Source organism: Kribbella sp. VKM Ac-2569 (genome assembly GCF_004216905.1).
Classification (GTDB): Bacteria; Actinomycetota; Actinomycetes; order Propionibacteriales; family Kribbellaceae; genus Kribbella.
The window spans coordinates 1,391,514-1,413,582 of sequence record NZ_SGXJ01000002.1 but is presented as its reverse complement, the minus strand read 5'-3'; the positions used below and the strand labels follow the sequence as shown (position 1 = coordinate 1,413,582).

Below are 22,069 nucleotides of genomic sequence, written 5' to 3'. Positions count from 1 at the left end.
CCGCTTGACGCCGCAAAGTCTGAAGTGTTTACTTCACAACTATGAAGCAAACACTTCAGACCTCGATCTGGTCGTCCCGGGACATCCGGCTGGTGCTGCCCGCCCGCGCGCTGTCGTACGCGGGCGACTCGATCGCGATGATCGCGCTGATGCTGCGGGTCTCCGACGGTCACGGGCCGGCGGCTGTCACGGCATTGCTGCTCGCGTTCGCCGTACCGACCGTGGTGATGATCCCGTTCGCGGGGCGGATCGTGGACGGGTTCGACTCGCGCACGGTCCTGGTCTGGTCAGGGCTGCTGCAGGTCGTCGCCGGCATCGGGCTGGCGTTCGTGCACGACCTGGTCAACACGCTGGCGCTGGTGTGCGTGCTTCAGATCGGCCAGGCTGTTGCCGGCCCGGCATGGGGAGCCCTGATCCCGCGGATCGTCGGCGAGGAACTCGTTGGTCGCACCACCGGGACCAGCCAGGCGCTGATCGGGGTCGCGACACTGGCGGGCTCGGCGGCCGGTGGTGTGCTGGTCGGTTGGGTCGGCAGCCGTGGCGCCCTGCTCGTCGACGCCGCGACCTTCCTCGCTCTGGTGGTCATCGCGCAACTGGTCCGCACTCGCCGCCGGCCGGAGCCCGGCGCCGCTCGCGAGCGCGGCGGAGTCTCGGCGGGACTGCGCTCCATCTTCGGCGACGACATCCTGAAGATCCTGGTCCCGGCGCTGTGGATGTTCGTGGTCGCGGGCGAGGCGGTCAACGTCGTGGAGGTCTTCCTGATCACCGGCGAGCTCGGCCTCGGACCTGCTCTGTACGGCGCAGCGGGAGCGGCGACCGGGGCCGGGGCGATCTTCGGCGCCTGGTACAGCGGCCGGCTGAACGGCGACCGGGCTCGGGCGGTGGGCGTCGTCGTGGGAATGGCGGCAATCGGCGGATCAAGTGTGCTGATGGGCCTGGCGGGGAATCTCGTGACCCTGCTGATCGGGGCCACCACGATCGGCGTCGGAAGCGGGATGCTGAACGCTGCGACGAGCGCACTGGTAGTGACCAGGTCCGCCGAGGCCGTCCGTGGCCGGGTGATCGCGGCCCTGAACGGCACGGTCCGCTCGTTCAGCATTCTCGCGATGCTGCTGGGCGGTCTGGCCGGTGCTCTGCTCGGCCCGCGCGGGACGTTCGTGACCTGCGGAGTGGCGTGCGTCGTGGCCGCCGCGATCGTCGGCGCCCTGGTCGCCCGGAGCAAGGACGAATCAAAGGATTCGGAGCTGGAGGCACTCAGTCACTAGCCTTTGGGCATGACTGACGCACACGTGGACCCGGTGAACCCCGACAGCGGGCAGGACGACCTGCCCGAGCAGATGCGGGTTCGCCGGGAGAAGCGTGACCGCCTGCTGGCGGAAGGAGTGCCGCCGTACCCGATCTCGGTGGCCCGGACGCACCTGCTCAAGGACCTGCGGGCGAAGTACGACGCCCAGGACCTGGAGCCCGACACCCGGACCGGCGAGCAGGTCTCGGTGGCCGGCCGGGTGATCTTCCTGCGGAACACCGGCAAGCTCTGCTTCGTCCGGCTCCGCGAGGGGGACGGGACCGAGCTGCAGGTGATGTTCTCGCTCGCCGACCTCGGCGAGGAGGAGCTGGCCCGGTTCAAGCAGCTCGTCGACATCGGCGACCTGCTGTCCGTCCAGGGCGAGGTGATCACCAGCCGGCGCGGTGAGCTGTCCGTGCAGGCGACCGCGTGGCAGATGGCCGCGAAGACGCTCCGCCCGCTCCCGAACGAGCACAAGCCGCTCAGCGAAGAGGCGCGGGTCCGGATGCGGTACGTCGACCTGATCGTGCGTCCCGAGGCGCGCGAGATGGTCCGCGCGAAGGCAGCCGTCCTCAAGGCGCTGCGCGCGACGTACGACGGTCACGGCTTCGTCGAGGTCGAGACGCCGGTGCTGCAGCTGACCAACGGCGGCGCCGCGGCCCGGCCGTTCTCGACCCACCTGAACGCGTTCGACCAGGAGATGAAGCTCCGGATCGCGCTCGAGCTCGATCTCAAGCGCGCGATGATCGGCGGCGTCGACAGGGTCTACGAGATCGGCCGGACGTTCCGTAACGAGGGGCTGGACTCCACCCACTCGGCGGAATTCTCGATGATCGAGGCGTACGAGGCGTACGGCGATTACGACACGATGGCCGAGCTGATCCAGGAGCTGATCCGGAACGCGGGCCGTGCGATCGGTCGTACGACGATCACCGGGCGCGACGGTTCGACCATCGACGTCGAGCAGCCGTTCCGGCATGCGACGCTTTTCGGGCTGCTCTCGGAAGCGGTCGGGGAGAGTGTCGACGCGACCACCGACGTGGCCGGCCTGACCAAGTTGGCCGAGCAGCACGACGTCGAGTTGCAGCCGGGCCGGAATGCGGGCGAGATCGCCGTCGACTTGTTCGAGAAGCTCTGCGAGCACACGCTGATCCAGCCCACCTTTGTCCGCGACTATCCGGAGTCGGCACGACCGCTGGCGAAGCCGCACCGGGAAATTCCGGGGCTGGTCGAGGCCTGGGATCTGATCTTCAACGGCGTCGAGCTCGGAACTGCGTACTCGGAGCTGAACGACCCGGTGATCCAGCGCGATCGCCTGGTGGAGCAGTCGTTGCTGGCCGCCGCGGGCGATCCGGAGGCGATGGATCTCGACGAGGACTTCCTGCGCGCGATGGAATTCGGGATGCCGCCGGCCGGCGGGATGGGGATGGGCCTGGACCGCTTGGTGATGTTGCTCACCGGGACCGGTATCCGGGAGACGATTCTGTTCCCGTTGCTTCGTCCGGAGTGATTTTCCAGGTCGTTGCATAGCACAACTGACGGCCTTCGCAAATCCAGGGGCCGAATTCATTCCGGACGGGCCGGTTCGAACCGGATGAATACTCAAGGTCACCATGACTGCACAGCGTCGATGAATGACAAGCACCTGGTTTGTGCGGTACAAATCAGGTGCTAACAATTCAGCAGGGGGATTGTGCCCGATGGCGGGCGCGGAAAGGTTGTCATCGATGGCGCAAAGGGTGCAGGTGGTTCTCGAGGACGATCTCGACGGCGGTAAGGCCGACGAGACCGTCACTTTCGGGCTGGACGGAACGACGTACGAGATCGACCTGTCCAAGAAGAACGCCGCGAAACTGCGCGACGCCCTCGCCGCGTATGTCGGCTCGGGACGCCGGGTGGCCGGCCGCCGGGGTGCGGCGGGCCGGGCGCGCGGCCGCGGCCGGTCGGCCTCGGACTCCGCGGACATCCGGGCCTGGGCCAAGGAGAACGGCTACGAGGTCAGCGAGCGCGGCCGGATCTCCGCCGAGGTGCGTGCGGCGTACAACGACGCGAAGTAATTTCAGCTGTCGCGGTCCCGGCACCCGATTGGGTGCCGGGACCGTCCGCATTCCGGTTGTTTCACAGAGTGGGACACGGCGTGTCGGGTCTGATGGCTGACCGGGCAGGCAGTTCTGGGAATTCGCTGGTGGCGAACACGCTGTCGGATCGCGGTGAACCGGGAACACGCTGGTTACCAGTGCGGTTGTTCCCTTGTGATGCCGCCCAGACGGCCGATGGACTCGTGATCGGGTGTTCGCCGAGAGCGAGCCTGTCGGCACCGGGGACTAGCATGCATGTACGGGGGTCGGCCAACACGGCACGTCCGACTCCTCTGAGGCAAGGAGCGCTTTGGCGATGTTTGAACGATTTACGGACCGCGCCCGTCGGGTAGTCGTCCTGGCACAGGAAGAAGCCAGGATGCTCAGCCACAACTACATCGGGACCGAGCACATCCTGCTCGGCCTGATCCACGAGGGTGAAGGGGTCGCCGCCAAGGCTCTCGAGAGCCTGGGTATCTCGCTCGAGGCCGTCCGCTCCCAGGTCGAGGAGATCATCGGCCAGGGGCAGCAGGCACCGAGCGGGCACATCCCGTTCACCCCCCGCGCCAAGAAGGTGCTGGAGCTCTCCCTGCGCGAGGCCCTGCAACTGGGCCACAACTACATCGGCACCGAGCACATCCTGCTCGGCCTCATCCGCGAGGGTGAGGGTGTCGCAGCGCAGGTCCTGGTCAAGCTCGGTGCGGACCTGAACAAGGTCCGGCAGCAGGTCATCCAGCTGCTGAGCGGTTACCAGGGCAAGGAGTCGTCGCCGCAGGGCACGGCTCCGGAGGGTGCACCCAGCAGCTCCCTGGTGCTCGACCAGTTCGGCCGGAACTACACCCAGTCCGCTCGTGAGGCGAAGCTCGACCCGGTGATCGGGCGCGAGATGGAGATCGAGCGGGTCATGCAGGTGCTGTCCCGGCGTACCAAGAACAACCCTGTCCTGATCGGTGAGCCGGGCGTCGGTAAGACCGCCATCGTGGAAGGTCTGGCCCAGCAGATCGTCCGTGGTGACGTCCCGGAGACGCTGAAGGACAAGCAGATCTACTCCCTCGACCTGGGCGCCCTGGTGGCCGGTTCGCGCTACCGCGGTGATTTCGAGGAACGCCTGAAGAAGGTGCTCAAGGAGATCCGCACCCGCGGCGACATCGTGCTGTTCATCGACGAGATCCACACCCTCGTCGGGGCCGGCGCGGCCGAGGGCGCGATCGACGCGGCGAGCATCCTGAAGCCGATGCTGGCCCGCGGTGAGCTGCAGACGATCGGCGCCACCACTCTCGACGAGTACCGCAAGTACGTCGAGAAGGACGCCGCGCTGGAGCGCCGCTTCCAGCCGATCCAGGTGGCCGAGCCCTCGATCGCGCACACGATCGAGATCCTCAAGGGCCTCCGCGACCGGTACGAGGCACACCACCGAGTGACCATCACCGACGCCGCGCTGGTGAACGCCGCGCAGATGGCCGACCGGTACATCTCGGACCGGTTCCTGCCGGACAAGGCGATCGACCTCATCGACGAGGCCGGCGCCCGGCTCCGGATCCGCCGGATGACCGCTCCGCCGGACCTGCGGGAGTTCGACGAGAAGATCGCCACCGTGCGCCGGGAGAAGGAATCGGCGATCGACGCGCAGGACTTCGAGCGCGCCGCCCGGCTGCGGGACGACGAGAAGAAGCTGATCAACGCGAAGGCCGAGCGTGAGAAGCAGTGGAAGGCCGGCGACATGGACGTCGTCGCCGAGGTCGACGAGGAGCTGATCGCCGAGGTGCTCAGCACCGCGACCGGCATCCCGGTCTTCAAGCTGACCGAGGAGGAGTCCTCGCGGCTGCTCGACATGGAGAAGGAGCTGGCCAAGCGCTACATCGGCCAGACCGACGCGGTCAAGGCGCTGTCCCGCTCGATCCGGCGTACGCGCGCCGGCCTGAAGGACCCGCGCCGCCCGAGCGGCTCGTTCATCTTCGCCGGCCCGTCCGGTGTCGGTAAGACCGAGCTGTCGAAGGCGCTGACCGAGTTCCTGTTCGGCGACGAGAACGCGCTGATCAGCCTCGACATGTCGGAGTACTCGGAGAAGCACACCGCTTCCCGGCTGTTCGGTTCGCCTCCTGGGTACGTCGGCTACGAAGAGGGTGGCCAGCTGACCGAGAAGGTACGCCGCAAGCCGTTCAGCGTGGTGCTGTTCGACGAGGTGGAGAAGGCCCACCCGGACATCTTCAACTCGCTGCTGCAGATCCTGGACGAGGGTCGTCTGACCGACGCCCAGGGCCGCGTGGTCGACTTCAAGAACACCGTGATCATCATGACCACGAACCTGGGCACGAAGGACATCGCCAAGGCGGTGAGCCTGGGCTTCTCGCAGGCGAGCGACACCACGTCGTCGTACGAGAAGATGAAGGCGAAGGTCACCGAGGAGCTGAAGCAGCACTTCCGGCCCGAGTTCCTGAACCGCGTCGACGAGATCGTGGTCTTCCACCAGCACACGATGGAAGACATCGTGAAGATCGTGGACCTGATGGTGGCCCAGATCGAGCAGCGGCTGAAGGACAAGGACATGGGCATCGAGCTCACGGCGGCGGCGAAGGAACTCGCCGCGAAGCGTGGTTTCGACCCGGTCCTGGGTGCCCGTCCGCTCCGTCGCGCACTGCAGCGCGACATCGAGGACATCCTGGCCGAGAAGATCCTGTTCGGGGAACTGCGTCCCGGCCAGATCGTCCTGGTCGACGCGGCACCGGAAGGCACGGTCGACGGCGACGGACTGCCCGAGTACTTCACCTTCACCGGTAACCAGAAGTCGACGGCCTCCGACCTGGAGCTCACCGACCTCACCACCGGCGGCACGACCGGCACCACCGGTCTGCAGGACACGTGATCGATCGCTGATCACCAGAAGGCCCCGCGCGAACCGCGCGGGGCCTTCTGCTGTCCGTGGCAGTACTGCGGTGCGCTTCGGCGTACCGATAAGACACGCCTGATTTGCGCGAAGGCTACTGATTGGTCGTATCGTCCTGCGGAGCGTGATCGCTTCGATACGGAGACGGCTTCCGTCGCAATCGGATCGATGGGAAGATCGCGCGACTGCTGAGCAAGCAGTTACTTAACGCGTGCCTGCCGCGTTGTAACCCTGTGACCACGCTGTTCGGACCCGGACTGTCGGAAAGGGGGCCGAGGATGGAATCATCTCGTCGCATGGACGCTCCGCGTCTACCGCTGACCCAGGAACCGGTCGCCGACACCGGTTCCTTTGGCGTGCGGCAGGCGGGTGGAGTGCTCGAGCGGGCCCAGCGGATCGCCGACACGCTCCGCGAGCAGGCAGAGCACGAGAACGACCTCGCCCGCGACGAGGCCGGCCGGATCCGGGCTGCGAACGAGCGCCTCAAGGCCGACGCCGAGGCTGCCGCGGCGAAGCTCCGGTCCGACGCGATGGCGGCCGCCCAGCGCGTGCTGAACGACGCCGAGCGCGCCGCCGAGCACCTCCGCACCGAGTCCGAAGCCGACGCCGAGCGGGTACGCCGGGACGCTGCCGCCGCAGCCGAGAAACTGACCTCCGAGTCGACGGCCGAGGCCGACCGCGTCCGCGCCGAGGCAACCACCATCGCGGAGCGGCTGAAGTTCGAGTCGGAGTCCGCCGCCGAGCAGCTCCGGGCCGAGGTTGCCGAAGAGGTGGCCAAGCGCCGGGCGGACTCGGAGGCGACGGCCGAGCGGCTTCGGGTGGAGAGTGAGGCGGCGGCCGAGAAGTTGCGGTCGGAGTCGCAGGCGGCTGCGGATCGGCGGGTTGCGGCGGCCGAGGGTGAAGCGCGCCGGGTGAAGGACGAGGCCGACGAGCTGCTCGACGAGGCCCGGATGGCCCGCGAGTCGGCCCAGGCAATGGTGGAGCGGGCCAGCCGCGAGGCGCAGCAGTTGGTCGCTGACGCCGGTGAGCAGGCGGCGCTGGTGTCGCAGGCCGCCAGCCGCAACGAGGCCGACCTGATCTCCCGGGCCGAGTCCGAGGCGGGCGAGCTGCGGGCCGCGGTCGAGCGCGAGGTCGAGGCCGCCCGGGAGCGGTCCCGCGTCGAGATCGCCGCGGCGCATGCCGAGATCGAGCGGCTGCGCGGCGAGAACCGGACCGAGCTGGAACGCCGTACGGCGGAGCTCGAGGAGACCGAACGGGCCAAGCTGGCCGCGATCTCGCTGGAGATCGACAAGCTGCGGGCCGAGGCGGTCGCGGAGATCGCCGAGCGGAAGGCCGAGACCGAGGCCGGTAACGAGCGGCTGATGGCGGATGCCCGGGCCCAGGCCAAGCTGGTCGTGGACTCGATCGAGGCGGACCGGCGGACGGCGGCGGCAGAGGCGCAGCGGATCGTCGAGGACGCGAACAGGGCGGCCGAGGCGGCGATGGTCGAGGCCGAGAAGCAGACGCTGTGGAGCAAGAAGACCGTCGACGACCTGATCGGTGCCGCGGAGTCCGAGGCGCAGTCGATCCGCGACCAGGCCGCCGTCGACGCGGCCGAGCTGCTCAAGCAGAAGCGCGCGCACCTGCGCCGCGTGGTCGGCCGGTCGACGAGCAGGCTCAAGCAGACCCAGGACGCGATCGCCAGGGAGAACGCCGAGCTGACCCAGCTCGCCGAGACCACGCTGTACTCGGCCGGCGAGCAGGCGGAGGCGACCCTGGCCGCGGCCAAGCAGGAGGCCGAGCGGGTCACCGCCCAGGCGCAGACCCGCGCCGACCGGCTGAAGGCCTCGGCCGCCGAGGACGCGCGGGAGATCATCGAGCGCGCCAACCGCCGCGAGGCCGAGGCCGAGCAGAGCACCCAGGTACTGCGGGAGCGAGCGGCCAACGACCTGTCCGCGGCGCAGCGCCAGTCGCACGAGCTGATCCGCAAGTCCCGCGCGGAGGCTCAGCAACTCGAGGCCCAGGCCCGCGAGCACGCCGACAGCCTGCGTGCCCAGGCCCGAAAACTTCTCGCCGAAGCCGAGGCGAGGGTCGCTGCGCTGAACCAGCGCCGTGATGAGATCACCAAGGAGCTCACCCAGCTTTCGGGTGTGATCGAGGCACTCGCTGTACCGGGGTTCCGCCCAGGTGGTGGAATGTCCTCCAGTGAGGGTTCCACGGGGGAATCAGGATGAGGACGTGACAGTCAGATCCTTGTCAGTGACAATGTGTGATCCACCCACCCATCGAAGTGAGCATCGGAAAACATGAGCAGTGAAAGCCCAACCCCGTTCCGTACCGTTCTGCGCGGCTACGAGCCTGCCCAGGTGGATCAGCACATCCGTGAGCTGACCACCTCTCTGACCGCTCTGCAGCAGCAGTCCGAGCAGCTGCAGCGCCACGTCCAGGAGCTGCAGTCCCGCACGGACGCGGCGGAGGCGGCCGTCATCTCCGCCCAGGAGGACTCCAAGGACCGCGCACCGACGTTCACCGAGTTCGGTGAGCGCGTCGCGAAGATCCTGTCGCTGGCCGACGACGAGGCCCGTGACCTGGTGACCCGCGCCCGCACCGACGCGGAGGCGATCGTCGCCGACGGTGAGGCGCACGCGAAGAAGGTCCGCAAGGAGGCCGAGCAGTACTCCCTGGACTGGAAGAGCGAGGTCGACGCCGAGGCCGCCCGGATCCTCGAAGAGGCCCGGACCCAGGCCGACGACATGCGCGACGAGGCCGAGCGCGACGCCACCGCGCGTCGCAGCGAGGCCCAGGCGCTGTACGAGCAGGAGCGGGCCAAGTCCGCTCAGGCCGCGGCCGCCTTCGAGACCACCCTGGCCGAGCGCCGGGGCAAGGTCGAGCAGGAGTTCGCCGCCCGTACGGCGCTCGCCGAGCAGCAGTTGGCCGCCGTCACCGACCGCGCTGCGCAGGTGCAGCGGGAGGCCGACCGGTCGCGTTCCGAGGCCGAGCGGTTGTCCCAGCAGCAGCTGGCCGACGCGAACCGGCAGGCCCAGGAGATCGTCGCCGCCGCGAAGGACAAGTCCGAGCGGATCCGCGCCGAGTCCGAGCGTGAGCTCGCGGCCGCGACGCAGCGCCGGGACAGCATCAACGCGCAGCTGACGAACGTCCGCCAGATGCTGGCGACGCTGTCCGGTCAGCCCGCGATGCCGCTCGACCTGCTGGCCGACGACGAAGAAGCACCGGCCGGCAGCAAGAAGAACTGAAGCACCACCACCAAAGACGCCGGCTCGAAACCTTCGAGCCGGCGTCTTGGTCTGTCACGCAGGTAGGCGGTAGCGACTGCGGCTGAGGGGTTCGACGAGGCCGTCGGCCACCAGTCCGTCCAGGGCTCGTTCGCGTTGGACGGGGTCCGGCCAGCAGGTGTCCAGCTCGGTCTTCGGTACGGGCGCCGATGCGGCACGCAGTACGGCCAGAAGGCGGCCGCGGGCTTGGCGGTCGGTGCCTTCGTAGGTCTGCCCGCGGCGCGGAGGGCCGTCGTACGGCGGGCTTCCGGCCAGGACCCACGCGCACTGGGACTGGATGGGGCAGTCGGCGCAGCGCGGCGTACGGGCGGTGCAGATGAGGGCGCCGAGCTCCATGGAGGCCACGGCCCAGCGGGCGGCGGTGCGCTCGTCGGCGGGTAGTGCGCTGACGGCGAGGCGCTGGTCGGCCGCGGTGGGGGAGATGCTCGGCTGCGCGACGCCGGTGAGGGAGCGCGCGAGGACCCGACGTACGTTCGTGTCGACGACCGCGTGCCGCTGGCCGAACGCGAAGGACGCGATCGCGGCGGCCGTGTACGTCCCGACGCCGGGCAGCGCGAGCAGCGCCTCGTGATCGTCAGGCACCTCGCCGCCGTGGCGCTCCACAATCGCCTGAGCGGCCGCGTGCAGCCGGAGGGCGCGCCGAGGGTACCCGAGCCGGTCCCAGGCCCGCACAGCCTCACCAGGAGCCTCTGCGGCAAGGTCCACCGGCTTGGGCCACCTCTCCAGCCAGCTCCGGTACGCCGGCAGCACCCGATTCACCGGTGTCTGCTGCAGCATGAACTCACTGACCATCACAGCCCACGCCCCGGCATCCGGCTCCCGCCACGGCAACTCCCGCGCGTTGGCGTCGTACCAGCGCAGTACTGGGTCATGGAGAGCGGTCACGGGGCCTCCCGGTCTGGACTGAGGAGCGTAGGGAGCGCAGCGACCGGAGCGACGAGGGAAGACCGGGAGTCAAAGCCCCGTGACCCGCCGCGACGGAGTCGCGGCAGTATGTACAGCGGCGAGCCTGTGTGGTCCTGCACGGAGCCGATATTAGAGTGCGCTTCATGAGCAGTCTGCTCCGTCCGGTCGGGCACCTGCCCGCCAGCGTGTACTGGTTCCGGCGTGGACTAGTGCTCGCGGTCGTAGTGGTGCTCGTCATCCTGATCTCCCGGCTGTTCGCGGGCGGTGGCGACGACACGAAGAACGCCGCCGCGTCGGACCCGCAGCCGAACCCCACCGGCGCCGCACCGGCCTCAACCCCGACGACGACGCCGAGCACCAAGCCGAGTACGTCGCCGACGCCGACCCCGAAGCCGACGAAGACCACGCCACCCGCAGACCTCACCTGCCAGGGCTCGGACCTCAGCATCGACGCACTGCCCGGGAACCGGAAGATCGTCTCCGGCTCGATGCTGAACTTCGTCATCCAGTTCACGCCGCTCGACGACGGGTGCAAGGCGACCGTCAACGCCGACAAGCTGACCGTCACCGTGACGTCCGGAACGGATCAGATCTGGAGCACCAGCCAGTGCGACAAGGCGATCCAGACCGCCACCCTTGTCGTTGCCAAGGGCAAACAAGCGGCGGTCACGGTGCCCTGGAACGGACATCGGTCCAGGCCTGGCTGCCTTCCGGGTCAACCGATCGCCAAGCCTGGAACCTATGTCGTCAAGGCCGAGTACGACGGACGCCTGTCAGGCGCCCAGGCCTTCACGGTCGTCTGATGAGCCGGCTTCGACCGGCTGAGTCGCATCGTCCGGCTGCTTCTGCAGGTGGCTCGGCGCGGTGAACAGCAGCGCGGCGGCCAGCCCGACCAGTAGCACCAGCGCCGGCAGCACCATCGACTGCGCCATCGCGTCGCTGAACCCTTGCCGGACCATCTCCGGCAGCCGGCCGCTGGAGAATCCCTCGCCCGCAGGCGCTCCGCCGGCCGCCGCCGGCAGGTTGTGCGCCAGCCGCGACTCCATCAGTACGGCGATGCTCGCACTGCCGAGCACTGCGCCGACCTGTCGCGTCGTGTTGTAGACGCCGGCCCCGGCACCGGCCTGGTGCATCGGGAGGTTCCGCGTCGCCGTCGTGCCGATCGGCGCCCACATGAACCCGTTCGCGACACCCAGCAAGGCGATCGGCAGCAGCAGTTGCCAGATCGGAACGTCGGGCTCGATCACCTGACTCATCCAGAACAGCGAGACCGCGCAGCACAGCAGCCCGAACCCGGCGATGAACCGCGGCGGCGTCCGGTCGACCAGCCGCCCGACGAACGGCGACAGCGCACCCGCGATCACCGCCATCGGCACCAGCAGCAGCGCCGATCGCGTGGGCGTCAGCCCGCGGACCGCCTGCGCCCACAGCATCAGCGGGAACGCCATCGCGGTGATCGCGAACCCGACCGTGGTGATCGCGACGTTCGCCAGCGAGAAGTTGCGGTCCTTGAACAGCCCCAGTGGCAGCAGCGGCTCGCCCCGGTTGCGGGACTGCCAGACGACGAAGATGGCCAGTACGACGATGCCGGTGATGATCAGCGACCAGACCGAGATCGGGCCCTTGATCTGACCCCAGTCGTACTTCTGCCCCTCCTGGATCCCGAACACCAGCAGGAACAGTCCGACCGCGCTCAGCACGACTCCGATCAGGTCGAACTTGTGCTCGTGCGTCGGCAGGTCCGGCACCAGCCGCATCGCCAGCACGAACCCGACCACGCCGACCGGTGCGTTGATGAAGAAGATCCACTGCCAGCCGAGCCCGTCGACCAGGACACCGCCGAGGATCGGGCCGACCAGCGTGGCAACGCCGGCGGTCGCGCCCCACAGGCTCATCGCCCGGCCGCGCTGGTTCGGCGGGAAGATCCGGGTGATGACCGCCATCGTCTGCGGCGTCATCATCGAGGCGCCGAGACCCTGGAACACCCGAGCCACGATCAGCATCTCGATCGAGTTGGTGAGCCCGCACCACACCGACGCCAGCGTGAACAGCGCCAGCCCGGTCAGGTACAGCTTCTTCGGGCCGATCCGGTCGCCGAGGCGGCCGGTGATCAGGAGCGGTACGGCGTACGCGAGCAGGTACGCGCTGGTCACCCAGACGACCGTGCCGACGTCCGCCCCGAGGTCCTCGAGGATCGCCGGGGTGGCGACCGAGACGATGGTCGAGTCGACCAGGATCATGAAGAAGCCGAGCACCAATGCCCAGAGCGCCGGCCACGGCCGCACCTCCGGAGGCCTCACGGGTTGTTGCGAGGTTGCCATTCCAGGTCCTTGCTCTCGATACGTTCGATGGTGGTGGTGAGCCAGTCGCGCTCGGCGGTCAGCTGGGTCAGGAGGTAGGTGCCGCCGATCCAGTACACCTGCGGCACCTCTCGCGCCTGGGCGTCGGCGAGGGCCTCGTCGATGTCGGTGATCCAGTTGTCCAGGTCCGCGATCCGGCGGCGGAACCGCAGTACGGCGTCCTCGGGCTCGAGGTTGTGCGCCTCGCTCAGCACGACGGGGAAGAGCGGGTACTCGTGGACGTACTCCTCGATGCCCGTCTCCACGCGCCGGGTCAGGGCGGCGTCGCCTTCCGGGGTGAGCTCGTACGTCGTGCGCTCCGGGCGGTTCCCGGCGCGCTCGGTGCCGGTGGCGCGGACGTAGTTCTGCCGCGCCAGCCGCTCGACCGTGTGGTACAGCGAGCCGGGCCGGACCTTGACCAGCCAGTGGTGGTGTCGCTTGACGAGCAGTTGGTACATCTCGTAGGCGTGCATCGGTTCCTCTTTGAGCAACGCCAGGACCGAGATCGCCAACGGGGTCAGTTCGGCCGCCATGATCCTCCACCTGGATTGCTCCGCACGAAATGTTCCATGTGGAGTATTCGCCGATGCGTGCAGGAATGCAAGACGCCTCCGGCTCGTTCACGAACCGAAGGCGTCTGCTGACCGCGGGTAGTTACACGTAGCGCTCGAGGATGCTGGACTCGGCCAGCCGGGACAGGCCCTCGCGGACCGTGCGGGCCCGGTTCTCGCCGACGCCCTCGACCGTCTGCAGGTCGTCGATGCTTGCCGCGAGCAACTTCTGCAGGTGACCGAAGTGGTCGATCAACCGATCGATGACCGCACCCGGAAGTCGCGGCACCTTGGCCAGCAGTCGGTAGCCGCGCGGGGTGACCGCCGCGTCCAGCTGCTCGGCGCCTCCGAGCTGCAGAGCCCGAGCGACCTGGCCGATGTCCAGCAGGTCCGTCGGGCTGACAGCGTCCAGCTCGAGCAGTACGTCGTCCGCGGTCTTGGGCCGGCGACCCGTGGCCGGCGGGAGGTAGTCGCGGACGACCAGTTCACGTTCGCCGGCCACGCCCGCGACGAGCTCGTTGAGCTGCAGGGTGAGCAGCCGGCCGTCGGTGCCGAGTTCGACGACGTACCCGTCGATCTCGGTCGCGATCCGGCGGACCATCTCCAGCCGCTGCGCGACCGCGGCCACGTCCCGGACGGTGACCAGGTCCTCGATCTCGAGGGCGGACAGCGTGCCGGACACCTCGTCCAGCCGCAGCTTGTAGCGCTCGAGGGTGGCGAGGGCCTGGTTGGCGCGGGACAGGATCGCGCCGGAGTCCTCGAGCACGTAGCGCTGGTCGTCGACGTACAGCGCGATGATGTGCATCGACTGCGACACCGAGATCACCGGGAACCCGGTCTGCCGCGCGACACGGTCCGCGGTGCGGTGCCGGGTGCCGGTCTCCTGGGTGACGATCGACGGGTCCGGCATCAGGTGCACGGCGGCCTGGATCAGCCGGGTGGCGTCCCGGTCGAGGACGATCGCGCCGTCCATCTTGCTGAGCTCCCGCAACCCGGTCGCGGTGAACTCGATATCGATCTCGAAGCCGCCGGTGGAGATCGCGTCCACCGCCTTGTCGTGACCGAGCACGATCAGTGCGCCGGTCCGCCCGCGCAGGATCCGTTCGAGTCCTTCGCGTAGTTCGGTACCGGGCGCCACCGCCGCGAGCGTCGCGCGGAGCCGGGCGCCGGTGCTGTTCTTGTCCGTGTTCGCCGCCACGGAACCTGAGTCTATGCGGTCAGCCGCCTGCCGTTGTCCGGATATCTGCCGCAGCGCCCGGTACGGCGCTCGCGGATCGGCCCGCGGCGGCGCATGCGCGTGCACTCGCCCGTGCATCGGACTGTGCAGTTCTGATTTCCCGCGTGGACGAGGTGGTCGGAGGTACGACGCCTGCTGCGTCAGGGGCAGCGGATGACCTGACCGGCGTACGACAGACCGCCGCCGAATCCGAACAGCAGCACCGGCGCGCCGGATGGAATCTCGCGCTTCTCGACCAGTTTCGACAGCGCGATCGGGATGCTCGCGGCCGACGTGTTGCCGGACTCCACGACGTCCTTGGCGACGACTGCGTTGACCGCGCCGAGCCGCTTCGCGAGCGGCTCGATGATGCGCAGGTTGGCCTGGTGCAGGACGACGCCGCCGAGGTCCTCGGGCTTCAGGCCGGCCTTCGCACACACCTGCTTGGCGATCTCCGGCAGTTGCGTGGTGGCCCAGCGGAAGACGCTCAGTCCTTCCTGCGCGAACGGGCCGTCGCGTCCCTCGATCCGGACCGCGTCCGACATCTCCGGCACCGAACCCCACACCACCGGACCGACCTCGGGCTCGTCGCTCGCGACCAGTACGGCCGCGCCGGCGCCGTCACCGATCAGCACGCAGGTGGTGCGGTCGGTCCAGTCCGTCCAGTCACTGAGCTTCTCCACGCCGATGACCAGGGCCTTCGTCGCGGCGCCGGCACGGATGGCCTGGTCGGCGGTCGCCAGCGCGTAGGCGAAGCCCGAGCATGCGGTGTTCAGGTCGATCGCGGCCGGGTTGCCGAGGCCGAGGCGCGCGGCGACCCGGGCGGCCATGTTCGGCGACCGGTCGATCGCGGTGCAGGTGGCGACCACGACGTAGTCGATCTCCGAGGTGTCGATCCCCGCGTTCGCGACGGCCTTGTCGGCGGCCCGCCAGGCCATCTCGTCGACCTGCTCGTCGGGCGCCGCGATCCGGCGCTCCCGGATGCCGACCCGGCTCTGGATCCACTCGTCGTTGGTCTCGACCATGGTGGCGAGCTCGTCGTTGGTGAGCACCCGTTCCGGCTGGTAGTGGCCGAGCGCGGCAACTCTGGATCCGGTCATCAAGTGCTCCTGCAGTCATCCGGCGGGGGAACCGGGCCCCTCATCGAACCCGTTGGCCACCCAGGGTACGTTCCCGACCTACCTGCTGTAGATCCCCCGTCTCACCTGTGGCGTTGGCCACAGGGGTTCTATGCGAGGCCCGCGGCCAGCAGGGCGGAGCGGAGGTCGGGGGCGGCGAAGGTGCGGAGGCCGTACTTCTTCTGGATGTCCATCGGCTTCACGTCCTTGCTCCGGTTCGGGATATCGGCGGGGACGATCGCCTTGGTGAACCCGAGCCGGGCGGCTTCCGCAAGCCGTTTCTCCAGGCCGCCGACCCGCCGTACCTCGCCGGCCAGGCCGACCTCGCCGATCGCGACCAGCCCGGGATGGATCGGTTTGTCCATCACCGAGGACGCGACCGCGATCGCGACCGCCAGGTCGGCGACCGGCTCGGTGATCTTCACGCCGCCGACGGTGGCGACGTACACCTCCTGGTCGGCCAGCTTCAGGCCGGCGCGATTGCCCAGTACGGCGAGGACCATCGCGACCCGGGACGACTCCAGCCCGGACGTGGTGCGGCGCGGTTGTGGTGCGGCGGACGGGCCGACCAGTGCCTGCACCTCGGCCAGCAGCGGGCGACGGCCTTCCATCATCACCGTCACGCACGTGCCGGCCACCGGCTCGGCGTGCTCGGAGACGAACAGCCCGGTCGGGTCGGTGACCTCGACGATCCCGGTGTCGACCATGTCGAAACAGCCGACCTCGTCGGACGGGCCGAACCGGTTCTTGGTCGCGCGCACCATCCGGAAGCCGGAGTGCCGGTCGCCGTCGAAAGCGAGTACGACGTCGACCAGGTGCTCGAGCATCCGCGGACCGGCGATCGCGCCGTCCTTCGTCACGTGCCCGACCAGCACGACCGCGATGTGCCGCTCCTTCGCGAGCCGGACCAGGGCACCGGTCACCTCGCGGACCTGCGTCACGCCACCCGGCGCCCCGTCGACCTCCGGGTGCGCCATGGTCTGCACCGAGTCGATCACCAGGAACGACGGCTCGACCGCGTCGACCTGACCGACCACCGCGCCCAGATCGGTCTCGGCCGCCAGGAAGAGTTCGTCGACGAGCGCGTCGGTCCGCCCGGCCCGGAGCCGCACCTGCGCGGCCGACTCCTCACCGGACACGTAGAGCGTTCGCTGGCCGCCGCGGGCCGACTGCGCCGCGACTTCCAGCAGCAGCGTGGACTTGCCGACGCCCGGCTCACCCGCGAGCAGGATCACCGCGCCCGGCACGACACCGCCGCCGAGCACGCGGTCGAGTTCGCCGATGCCGGTCGGGCGGGACTCGGCCTCGATCGCGGACACCTTGGCGATCGGCATCGCCGGCGACGTCACCGGACCGGCGGTGATCCGCGCGGCCTTCGGCGCACCGACCTCGGCGACCGTGCCCCAGGCCTGGCACTCGCCGCACCGCCCGATCCACCGTGCCGCGGTCCATCCGCACTCCGAGCACGCGTACGCCGCCTTGCCCTTCGCCTGCGTCCCCGCTTTAGCCATGAGAACAACCTATTTCAGGCCGCCGACAAAACGTCTGACCGTTCGAAGAAGGCGCATCAGTCCGTTGACCGCCGTACGGCGTGGTGGGTCGTCGGCGACGACGGGAAGTTCCGAGGTACGGCGGGCCGCGTCGAGGTACTTCGTGAGGATCTCGCTCTCCGAGGTCCGCAGCGTTGCGCTCCGCTCGAGCAGTTCGAGGGCGGTGTCCAGGTCGTCGGCGATGACGGCTGCGGAGCCGAGGTGCTGCAGGCAGCGGGCGTGGCCTTCGCGTTCGTCGATCTCGGCGTACAGGTGGGCGGCGTGCTCCCACCGGCCGCCGGCCTCGTGCTGGTTCCGCCGCATCCACGCGGCCACGCCCATGAGCTCCAGCGCATGGGCCTGTCCGCTCACGTCGCCGGCTGCTGTCGCACGGGCGAGTGCGGGTCGCAGCTGGTCCAGGGCGCCTTCGTCGTCGTGCTGGTACAGGTGGACAACGGCGAGGTTGATGGAGATCGCTACGTTGGCTGCGAGGTCCGGACCGGGCCTGGAGAGTCGTGCATCGTCCAGCCGGTCGCGTGCGTTCAGGACGGCCTCGTCGCGGTCGTTGCCGGCTGGTGCGCGTTCGGCGCGGGCCAGGTGCAGCAGGGCACGTTCGACTTGGCGCCTCATCTTGAGTGCGGCCGCCGTACGGCCGTGGGTCGCGATGTTGTCCGAGACGCCGAGACGGGTGCTGGCGGTGTCCAGGTCGCCCAGCATCCGGTACGCCGTTGCTGCGCGGGCTGCTGCGAGCTCGGCGAGACCACGGCGCGCGCTGGCCTCGGCCGTGGCGCTCAGGAGCTCGCTCAGTTGGAGGAGCGCGTCGGGATCGGGACGGCGTACGTACCAGGCCTCGAGCGCGTCGCAGATCCGGGCGAAGTCGTCGACTGCCGCGTGCTGCGGGTTCTCGGTCGCAACCAGGTCGCGGAGCCAGTCCTCGTTGACCGTGAACCACTCGGCCGCGGCCATCCCGCCGGCGTCCGAGCCGAGCGCGATCATCCACTGCTCGGCTTCCTCGGCCGCCGCGTGCAGTTCACTGGCGCCCTGCAGGCGGCGGTCGCGAGCACGCCGGCGCCGTGCGCGCAGCCGAAGGTAGGAGATGACCACGAGCAGACCGGCCACGGAGTACCCGACCCACTGCACGATGCCGCGTTGGCCGAGGCTCTGGTTCAGCAGTTGGGAGGTGAGGTCGGTGAGCAACGCGGAGGCGACACCGCCGACAACCAGGGAGAACTCCTGGATCCGCGACTGCTCCTCTGGTGGTTGTTGCGCCGGCTTCGGCTGCTCCTCACTCATGGCCGGCTCCCTGTCGTCAGTCCGCGCACCACAGTCCGCCAGAACGACAGCATGAGAACCACAGGTACTACCGACGCGACTACAGCCGCAGCAGCGACCGGTCCGCTCGACGTAGAGAACTGCCGCGCCTCACCCCACAGCACCAGCGACAACGGCGTCGTACCCGGACCACTGATCAGGAACCCGACGATGAAGTCGTTCCACACCAGTGCGAACTCCAGCACCGCAACAGCAACCAGTGCGGGACGGTATGTCCGCTGCACAGTCGCCAGTACGGCGCTCTGCCGCGCTGGACCCTGCAGCGCCTCGGACACGAGTGCAGGTGGTGCAGACGCGAAGGCGGATCGCAGCAGCAGTACGGCGAACGGTAGACCAGCAGCCGCGTGTACTAGGGCCAGTGCGACCCGCGACCCGGCCAAGCCGGCTGTGTCGATCGCATCCCGCAGCGGAGCGGCGTACATCTGCACTGGTGTCACGGCCAGTACGACGAACACACCCATCGCGATCCTGCCGAGTCGCGTCGGCAGACCGCCCCAGGCAACCAGGTAGGCGGTTGGTACGGCGATCACGAGCAGGACAGCTGTTGAGGCGGCCGCGATAACCAGCGTGGACAGTAGAGCTCGGAACAACCCGACGTTCGCCGCAGCAGCGAACGACGAGAACCCGAGACCCGACAGCGACCACCACCCGCGGAGACCGGCCTCCCGTGGCGAGTGCAACGCCGTGGCAACGAGTACGACGGCCGGGAAGATCCACACCAGCGCGACAGCGAGCCCGATGAGCCAGCCGAACCGCCGTACCACCCGACCCGGCTTCGGTCGCCCTAGTGACGGATCCGGCCGTACGACGGTCACCGGCATCGCCCACCGCCGGCGGCGAAGCCCGCGGACGCCGATCAGCCCGACCGCCGCGACGATCGCGAACAGCACGACACCGAGCGCCGCCGTACGTCCGGAGTCGTCACCTGTCGTGGTGGCGCGCCACCAGTTCAGCCCTAGTACGTCGGCGGACCGCTGCATGGATCCTGGTACGACGATCAGCACCAGGTCGAACACGCGCACTGCTGCAATGACCAGCGTCAACGTGACCACACCAGTGATCGGCCGCAGCAGTGGGATCTCCACCGCCCGCAGCCGTCTCCAGCCCTTCACGCCTTCAGCTGTGATCGTCCGCGACACGTCGTCCGGTATCGCGTCCAGACCGGCACGGAAGATCGACACGACGTACCCGAGCCACGTCCAGCCGAATGCGGACACCAGCACCAGCCAGAACAGACCAGGACCCAGCCACACCGGGCTGGTGCCGAACAGCCGCGTCCAGACAGCTGTGATCGTCCCGCGTTCCGGTGTGGGGTCGAAGATCAGTCGGAACGTCGCACCGGACGCCAGCACCGACACAGCGAACGGAATGACCAGTGCGGGCTGCAGGAACGTCGTGACCGCTGGGAGCCGATAACTCAACAGGGCAAGGAAGAACCCGACCACAACGGTTCCGAACGCGACCATCACCCACAACAGACTGTTGCCAACGGCATGCAGCGCGGACGGGTCGCCCATCACCGCGAAGTTGCCGAACCCGAACCCGCCACGCGTCCGGAACGCCGCCACCACGGTCACGCCGATCGGCACCAGCAGCACACAGCTCAACAGCAACGCCGGCAGCCCCAGCAGGTACGGTCCGGCGGGTCGGCGCGGTTTGCCCTGCACCGGACGGCCGGTGATCTCCCGGCCGACGACCTCGAGCGACAGGCCGTTGGTCTGCAGGCCCATCAGCCCTCCTCCACCTTCCGCAGCTCGATCATCGCGGCGTCCACCGCATCCTGTACGGCGGTGTCACGACGGCCGACCGCGATCAGGAAGTCGGTCAGCACTCGCCACAGTCCGTTGATGTCCCCGATGCGACCGAGCCGGTCGGACAGGTCGAACTGCAATTGCTCTCCGGGCCTGGTCAACTGCTCGGCTAGCCGCGTGAGCTCGGGGGAGTAGCCACTGGTGCGTCCGTCGACCAGGAATCCACCTTCGGCGATCCACGGGTTTGCTGCGGTCGGTGCGGACAATCGGCGTACCAAGTCGCGTGCGTCTTCCGTGGTTGGCTTCGGCAGCACCATCACATCGCCTCCGACGACTACGGGTGCAGGAGCGCCTGCAGTCATCGGAGGGAACGTGAAAAGCCCTATGTCGTTGGGGTCTGCGGCGAACGAGCGCACTACTGGTTCGGCGAAGTCGGACGCCAGCACCATGGCCGCCTTGCGGTGGCCAAACACCTCCACGAGCGCATCCGGGAACTGCTGGACGAGTGACTCCTTCACTCCGCCGGCCAGAAGCCCAGGTGCCGACCACATGGTGCCCAGCAACCGCAGTGCGGCCCCGAACTGCGGCTGCTGCGACGGCCGCGGGTCTGTCGCCGTCGCAAGACCCAAGTACACGGACGGTGCGATGCCGAGCAGGACGTTCTCCAGGAAGTCGGTGAGCACCCAGCCGTCACCTGCAGCCAGTGCCAACGGCGTGACGCCCGCCTCTGTCAGCGTCCGGTTCAGCGTCAGCCACTCGCTCCACAGCCGCGGCGGCTGTACGCCGACCTGCCGGAACACCGACGGGCGGTACCAGACCGCAGACTTGTGCGCTGTCTTGAACGGCACGCCGTACGTCGTTCCTTCATGGACCAGGAGCTCTTTCCAGAGGCGTGCTCGGCCGAGTGGTGCGATGTCGTCGGGGATCGGCTCCAGGTCAGCCAGATGGCGCGGGACCAGACCTGGTTGCGGCAGCATGACGATGTCCGGTCTGCGGGTGGAGGGGGCGCCGAAGGCGGTGGAGATGTCGTCGCCGAGCGGCACGACCTCGACCGGATAGCTCAACGTACCCAGGCCGCCCAGGACCTTGTGGAACGCGCGCAACTCCTCGCCACTCCAGCTGACAGCCACGCGGACCGCACGCCGCAGTCCCAGTACGTCACTCGAACAGCCGGCGAGCAGAAGTGTTGCTGCAGTCCCCAGGAACGCTCTCCGGCTACTCAGCATCGACGAACCCCGTAGTGCGTGTCGCGCTGGTCGTGATGAGCAGCAGAGCGGCTGAGGCGAGGTCGGGGTTGGGCCGGAGCGACAGGAGCGATCCCCACGTAGGCAGGCCGTTGGCGTCCTCCAGCACGATCGCTCGCGGGTAGGAGCCGAGTGCCCGAGCCACTCCAGCCAGGCGGCGACGGCCTGCGGTGATCTCGTACGGGTAGCGGTCCAGCACGTCTTCGAGCCCACAGCCGACCGCCTTGACCACACTCGCTTCCCGCGCTGCCTGTCTGGTGATCGACTGTGAGGTGCGGTGCCCGTGCATCACGTTGCCGAGCACAGTGAGGTGGGGGAGCAGACCACCTTCCGCAGGTACCAGCCGGACCGTTCCGCCGGCCAGCACCAGCGCACCAGGCGGTGGATCGTCCAGTCCGGTCACGATGTCGGCCAGCCTGCGGCGGTCGGCTGCCTGAGGCACCACCACCGCACGCTGCTCACCTACGTCGATCCGGAGCCGCCCCGGCAACCCCGGTACGTGATCGAGCAGCAGTCCGTCCATCCGTGGCTGGTGCCTCCCCAGGAATGCCCCGTCGAGTGGTC

The 22,069-nt window shown here is 68.8% G+C and carries 17 protein-coding genes; 7 read left to right on the top strand and 10 right to left on the bottom strand.

All coding sequences use genetic code 11. The features are described from left to right. Nucleotides 1-41 precede the first annotated feature (41 nt). From EV649_RS19990 to EV649_RS19965, 6 genes are all read left to right on the top strand, one after another. Nucleotides 42-1,265 (top strand): MFS transporter, encoded by a 1,224-nt coding sequence (locus tag EV649_RS19990; RefSeq protein ID WP_130384934.1) that lies wholly within the window; start codon nucleotides 42-44, stop codon nucleotides 1,263-1,265. 9 nt (nucleotides 1,266-1,274) lie between these two features. After that, nucleotides 1,275-2,795: a lysine--tRNA ligase gene (gene lysS, locus EV649_RS19985; RefSeq protein ID WP_130384933.1), complete on the top strand. Its 1,521-nt coding sequence runs from the start codon at nucleotides 1,275-1,277 to the stop codon at nucleotides 2,793-2,795. 217 nt (nucleotides 2,796-3,012) lie between these two features. Beyond that, on the top strand, nucleotides 3,013-3,342 hold the full coding sequence (locus EV649_RS19980) for an Lsr2 family protein (RefSeq protein WP_130384932.1): 330 nt from the start codon (nucleotides 3,013-3,015) through the stop codon (nucleotides 3,340-3,342). 337 nt (nucleotides 3,343-3,679) lie between these two features. Beyond that, nucleotides 3,680-6,226, top strand: coding sequence for an ATP-dependent Clp protease ATP-binding subunit (locus EV649_RS19975; protein WP_130384931.1), 2,547 nt, complete (start codon nucleotides 3,680-3,682; stop codon nucleotides 6,224-6,226). Nucleotides 6,227-6,543: 317 nt separating this feature from the next. Continuing rightward, nucleotides 6,544-8,460 (top strand): kinetoplast-associated-like protein, encoded by a 1,917-nt coding sequence (locus EV649_RS19970; protein WP_241998399.1) that lies wholly within the window; start codon nucleotides 6,544-6,546, stop codon nucleotides 8,458-8,460. A 72-nt stretch (nucleotides 8,461-8,532) separates the two neighbouring features. Further along, nucleotides 8,533-9,480 carry a DivIVA domain-containing protein gene (locus tag EV649_RS19965; RefSeq protein ID WP_130384929.1) on the top strand — a complete coding sequence of 316 codons (948 nt, stop codon included), beginning with the start codon at nucleotides 8,533-8,535 and terminating at the stop codon, nucleotides 9,478-9,480. Between the two features lie 54 nt (nucleotides 9,481-9,534). Here EV649_RS19965 and EV649_RS19960 read toward each other — a convergent pair whose 3' ends face one another. Beyond that, nucleotides 9,535-10,404: an A/G-specific adenine glycosylase gene (locus EV649_RS19960; RefSeq protein ID WP_130384928.1), complete on the bottom strand. Its 870-nt coding sequence runs from the start codon at nucleotides 10,402-10,404 to the stop codon at nucleotides 9,535-9,537. A 164-nt stretch (nucleotides 10,405-10,568) separates the two neighbouring features. Here EV649_RS19960 and EV649_RS19955 point away from each other — a divergent pair, with 164 nt between their 5' ends. After that, nucleotides 10,569-11,228 carry a hypothetical protein gene (locus tag EV649_RS19955; protein WP_130384927.1) on the top strand — a complete coding sequence of 220 codons (660 nt, stop codon included), beginning with the start codon at nucleotides 10,569-10,571 and terminating at the stop codon, nucleotides 11,226-11,228. On the opposite strand, the gene EV649_RS19950 is transcribed toward EV649_RS19955, so the two are convergent. From EV649_RS19950 to EV649_RS19910, 9 genes are all read right to left on the bottom strand, one after another. Then, a complete protein-coding gene (locus EV649_RS19950) occupies nucleotides 11,199-12,746 on the bottom strand; it encodes a DHA2 family efflux MFS transporter permease subunit (protein WP_130384926.1) in 1,548 nt (515 codons plus the stop codon). The two genes, EV649_RS19955 and EV649_RS19950, sit on opposite strands and share 30 nt — an antisense overlap. Then, nucleotides 12,722-13,297 (bottom strand): PadR family transcriptional regulator, encoded by a 576-nt coding sequence (locus tag EV649_RS19945; protein ID WP_130384925.1) that lies wholly within the window; start codon nucleotides 13,295-13,297, stop codon nucleotides 12,722-12,724. Before EV649_RS19945 ends, EV649_RS19950 begins: the two co-directional genes overlap by 25 nt. 121 nt (nucleotides 13,298-13,418) lie before the next feature. Next, a complete protein-coding gene (gene disA, locus EV649_RS19940) occupies nucleotides 13,419-14,513 on the bottom strand; it encodes a DNA integrity scanning diadenylate cyclase DisA (RefSeq protein WP_130384924.1) in 1,095 nt (364 codons plus the stop codon). Nucleotides 14,514-14,692: 179 nt separating this feature from the next. Further along, a complete protein-coding gene (locus EV649_RS19935) occupies nucleotides 14,693-15,631 on the bottom strand; it encodes a beta-ketoacyl-ACP synthase III (protein WP_130384923.1) in 939 nt (312 codons plus the stop codon). A 128-nt stretch (nucleotides 15,632-15,759) separates the two neighbouring features. Next, the gene (gene radA, locus EV649_RS19930; RefSeq protein ID WP_130384922.1) at nucleotides 15,760-17,160 is read right to left on the bottom strand and encodes a DNA repair protein RadA; all 1,401 of its coding nucleotides are present in this window, start codon (nucleotides 17,158-17,160) and stop codon (nucleotides 15,760-15,762) included. A 9-nt stretch (nucleotides 17,161-17,169) separates the two neighbouring features. Continuing rightward, nucleotides 17,170-18,471 carry a hypothetical protein gene (locus EV649_RS19925; RefSeq protein WP_130384921.1) on the bottom strand — a complete coding sequence of 434 codons (1,302 nt, stop codon included), beginning with the start codon at nucleotides 18,469-18,471 and terminating at the stop codon, nucleotides 17,170-17,172. Beyond that, nucleotides 18,468-20,240 (bottom strand): ABC transporter permease subunit, encoded by a 1,773-nt coding sequence (locus EV649_RS19920; RefSeq protein ID WP_130384920.1) that lies wholly within the window; start codon nucleotides 20,238-20,240, stop codon nucleotides 18,468-18,470. Before EV649_RS19920 ends, EV649_RS19925 begins: the two co-directional genes overlap by 4 nt. Continuing rightward, entirely contained in the window at nucleotides 20,240-21,487 is a 1,248-nt protein-coding gene (locus EV649_RS19915; protein WP_130384919.1) for an ABC transporter substrate-binding protein, read from the bottom strand. The genes EV649_RS19920 and EV649_RS19915 overlap by 1 nt, the downstream gene beginning before the upstream one ends. Continuing rightward, entirely contained in the window at nucleotides 21,477-22,028 is a 552-nt protein-coding gene (locus EV649_RS19910; RefSeq protein ID WP_130384918.1) for a hypothetical protein, read from the bottom strand. Before EV649_RS19910 ends, EV649_RS19915 begins: the two co-directional genes overlap by 11 nt. Between the last annotated feature and the right edge of the window lie 41 nt (nucleotides 22,029-22,069).

Excerpts from the sequence above, each read along its gene's own strand:
- EV649_RS19990 (WP_130384934.1), top strand. The coding sequence starts at position 42 with ATGAAGCAAACACTTCAGACCTCGATCTGGTCGTCCCGGGACATCCGG.
- lysS (WP_130384933.1), top strand. The coding sequence starts at position 1,275 with ATGACTGACGCACACGTGGACCCGGTGAACCCCGACAGCGGGCAGGAC.
- EV649_RS19980 (WP_130384932.1), top strand. The coding sequence starts at position 3,013 with ATGGCGCAAAGGGTGCAGGTGGTTCTCGAGGACGATCTCGACGGCGGT.
- EV649_RS19975 (WP_130384931.1), top strand. The coding sequence starts at position 3,680 with ATGTTTGAACGATTTACGGACCGCGCCCGTCGGGTAGTCGTCCTGGCA.
- EV649_RS19970 (WP_241998399.1), top strand. The coding sequence starts at position 6,544 with ATGGACGCTCCGCGTCTACCGCTGACCCAGGAACCGGTCGCCGACACC.
- EV649_RS19965 (WP_130384929.1), top strand. The coding sequence starts at position 8,533 with ATGAGCAGTGAAAGCCCAACCCCGTTCCGTACCGTTCTGCGCGGCTAC.
- EV649_RS19955 (WP_130384927.1), top strand. The coding sequence starts at position 10,569 with ATGAGCAGTCTGCTCCGTCCGGTCGGGCACCTGCCCGCCAGCGTGTAC.
- EV649_RS19950 (WP_130384926.1), bottom strand. The coding sequence starts at position 12,746 with ATGGCAACCTCGCAACAACCCGTGAGGCCTCCGGAGGTGCGGCCGTGG.
- EV649_RS19945 (WP_130384925.1), bottom strand. The coding sequence starts at position 13,297 with ATGGCGGCCGAACTGACCCCGTTGGCGATCTCGGTCCTGGCGTTGCTC.
- EV649_RS19935 (WP_130384923.1), bottom strand. The coding sequence starts at position 15,631 with ATGACCGGATCCAGAGTTGCCGCGCTCGGCCACTACCAGCCGGAACGG.
- radA (WP_130384922.1), bottom strand. The coding sequence starts at position 17,160 with ATGGCTAAAGCGGGGACGCAGGCGAAGGGCAAGGCGGCGTACGCGTGC.
- EV649_RS19925 (WP_130384921.1), bottom strand. The coding sequence starts at position 18,471 with ATGAGTGAGGAGCAGCCGAAGCCGGCGCAACAACCACCAGAGGAGCAG.
- EV649_RS19920 (WP_130384920.1), bottom strand. The coding sequence starts at position 20,240 with ATGGGCCTGCAGACCAACGGCCTGTCGCTCGAGGTCGTCGGCCGGGAG.
- EV649_RS19915 (WP_130384919.1), bottom strand. The coding sequence starts at position 21,487 with ATGCTGAGTAGCCGGAGAGCGTTCCTGGGGACTGCAGCAACACTTCTG.
- EV649_RS19910 (WP_130384918.1), bottom strand. The coding sequence starts at position 22,028 with ATGGACGGACTGCTGCTCGATCACGTACCGGGGTTGCCGGGGCGGCTC.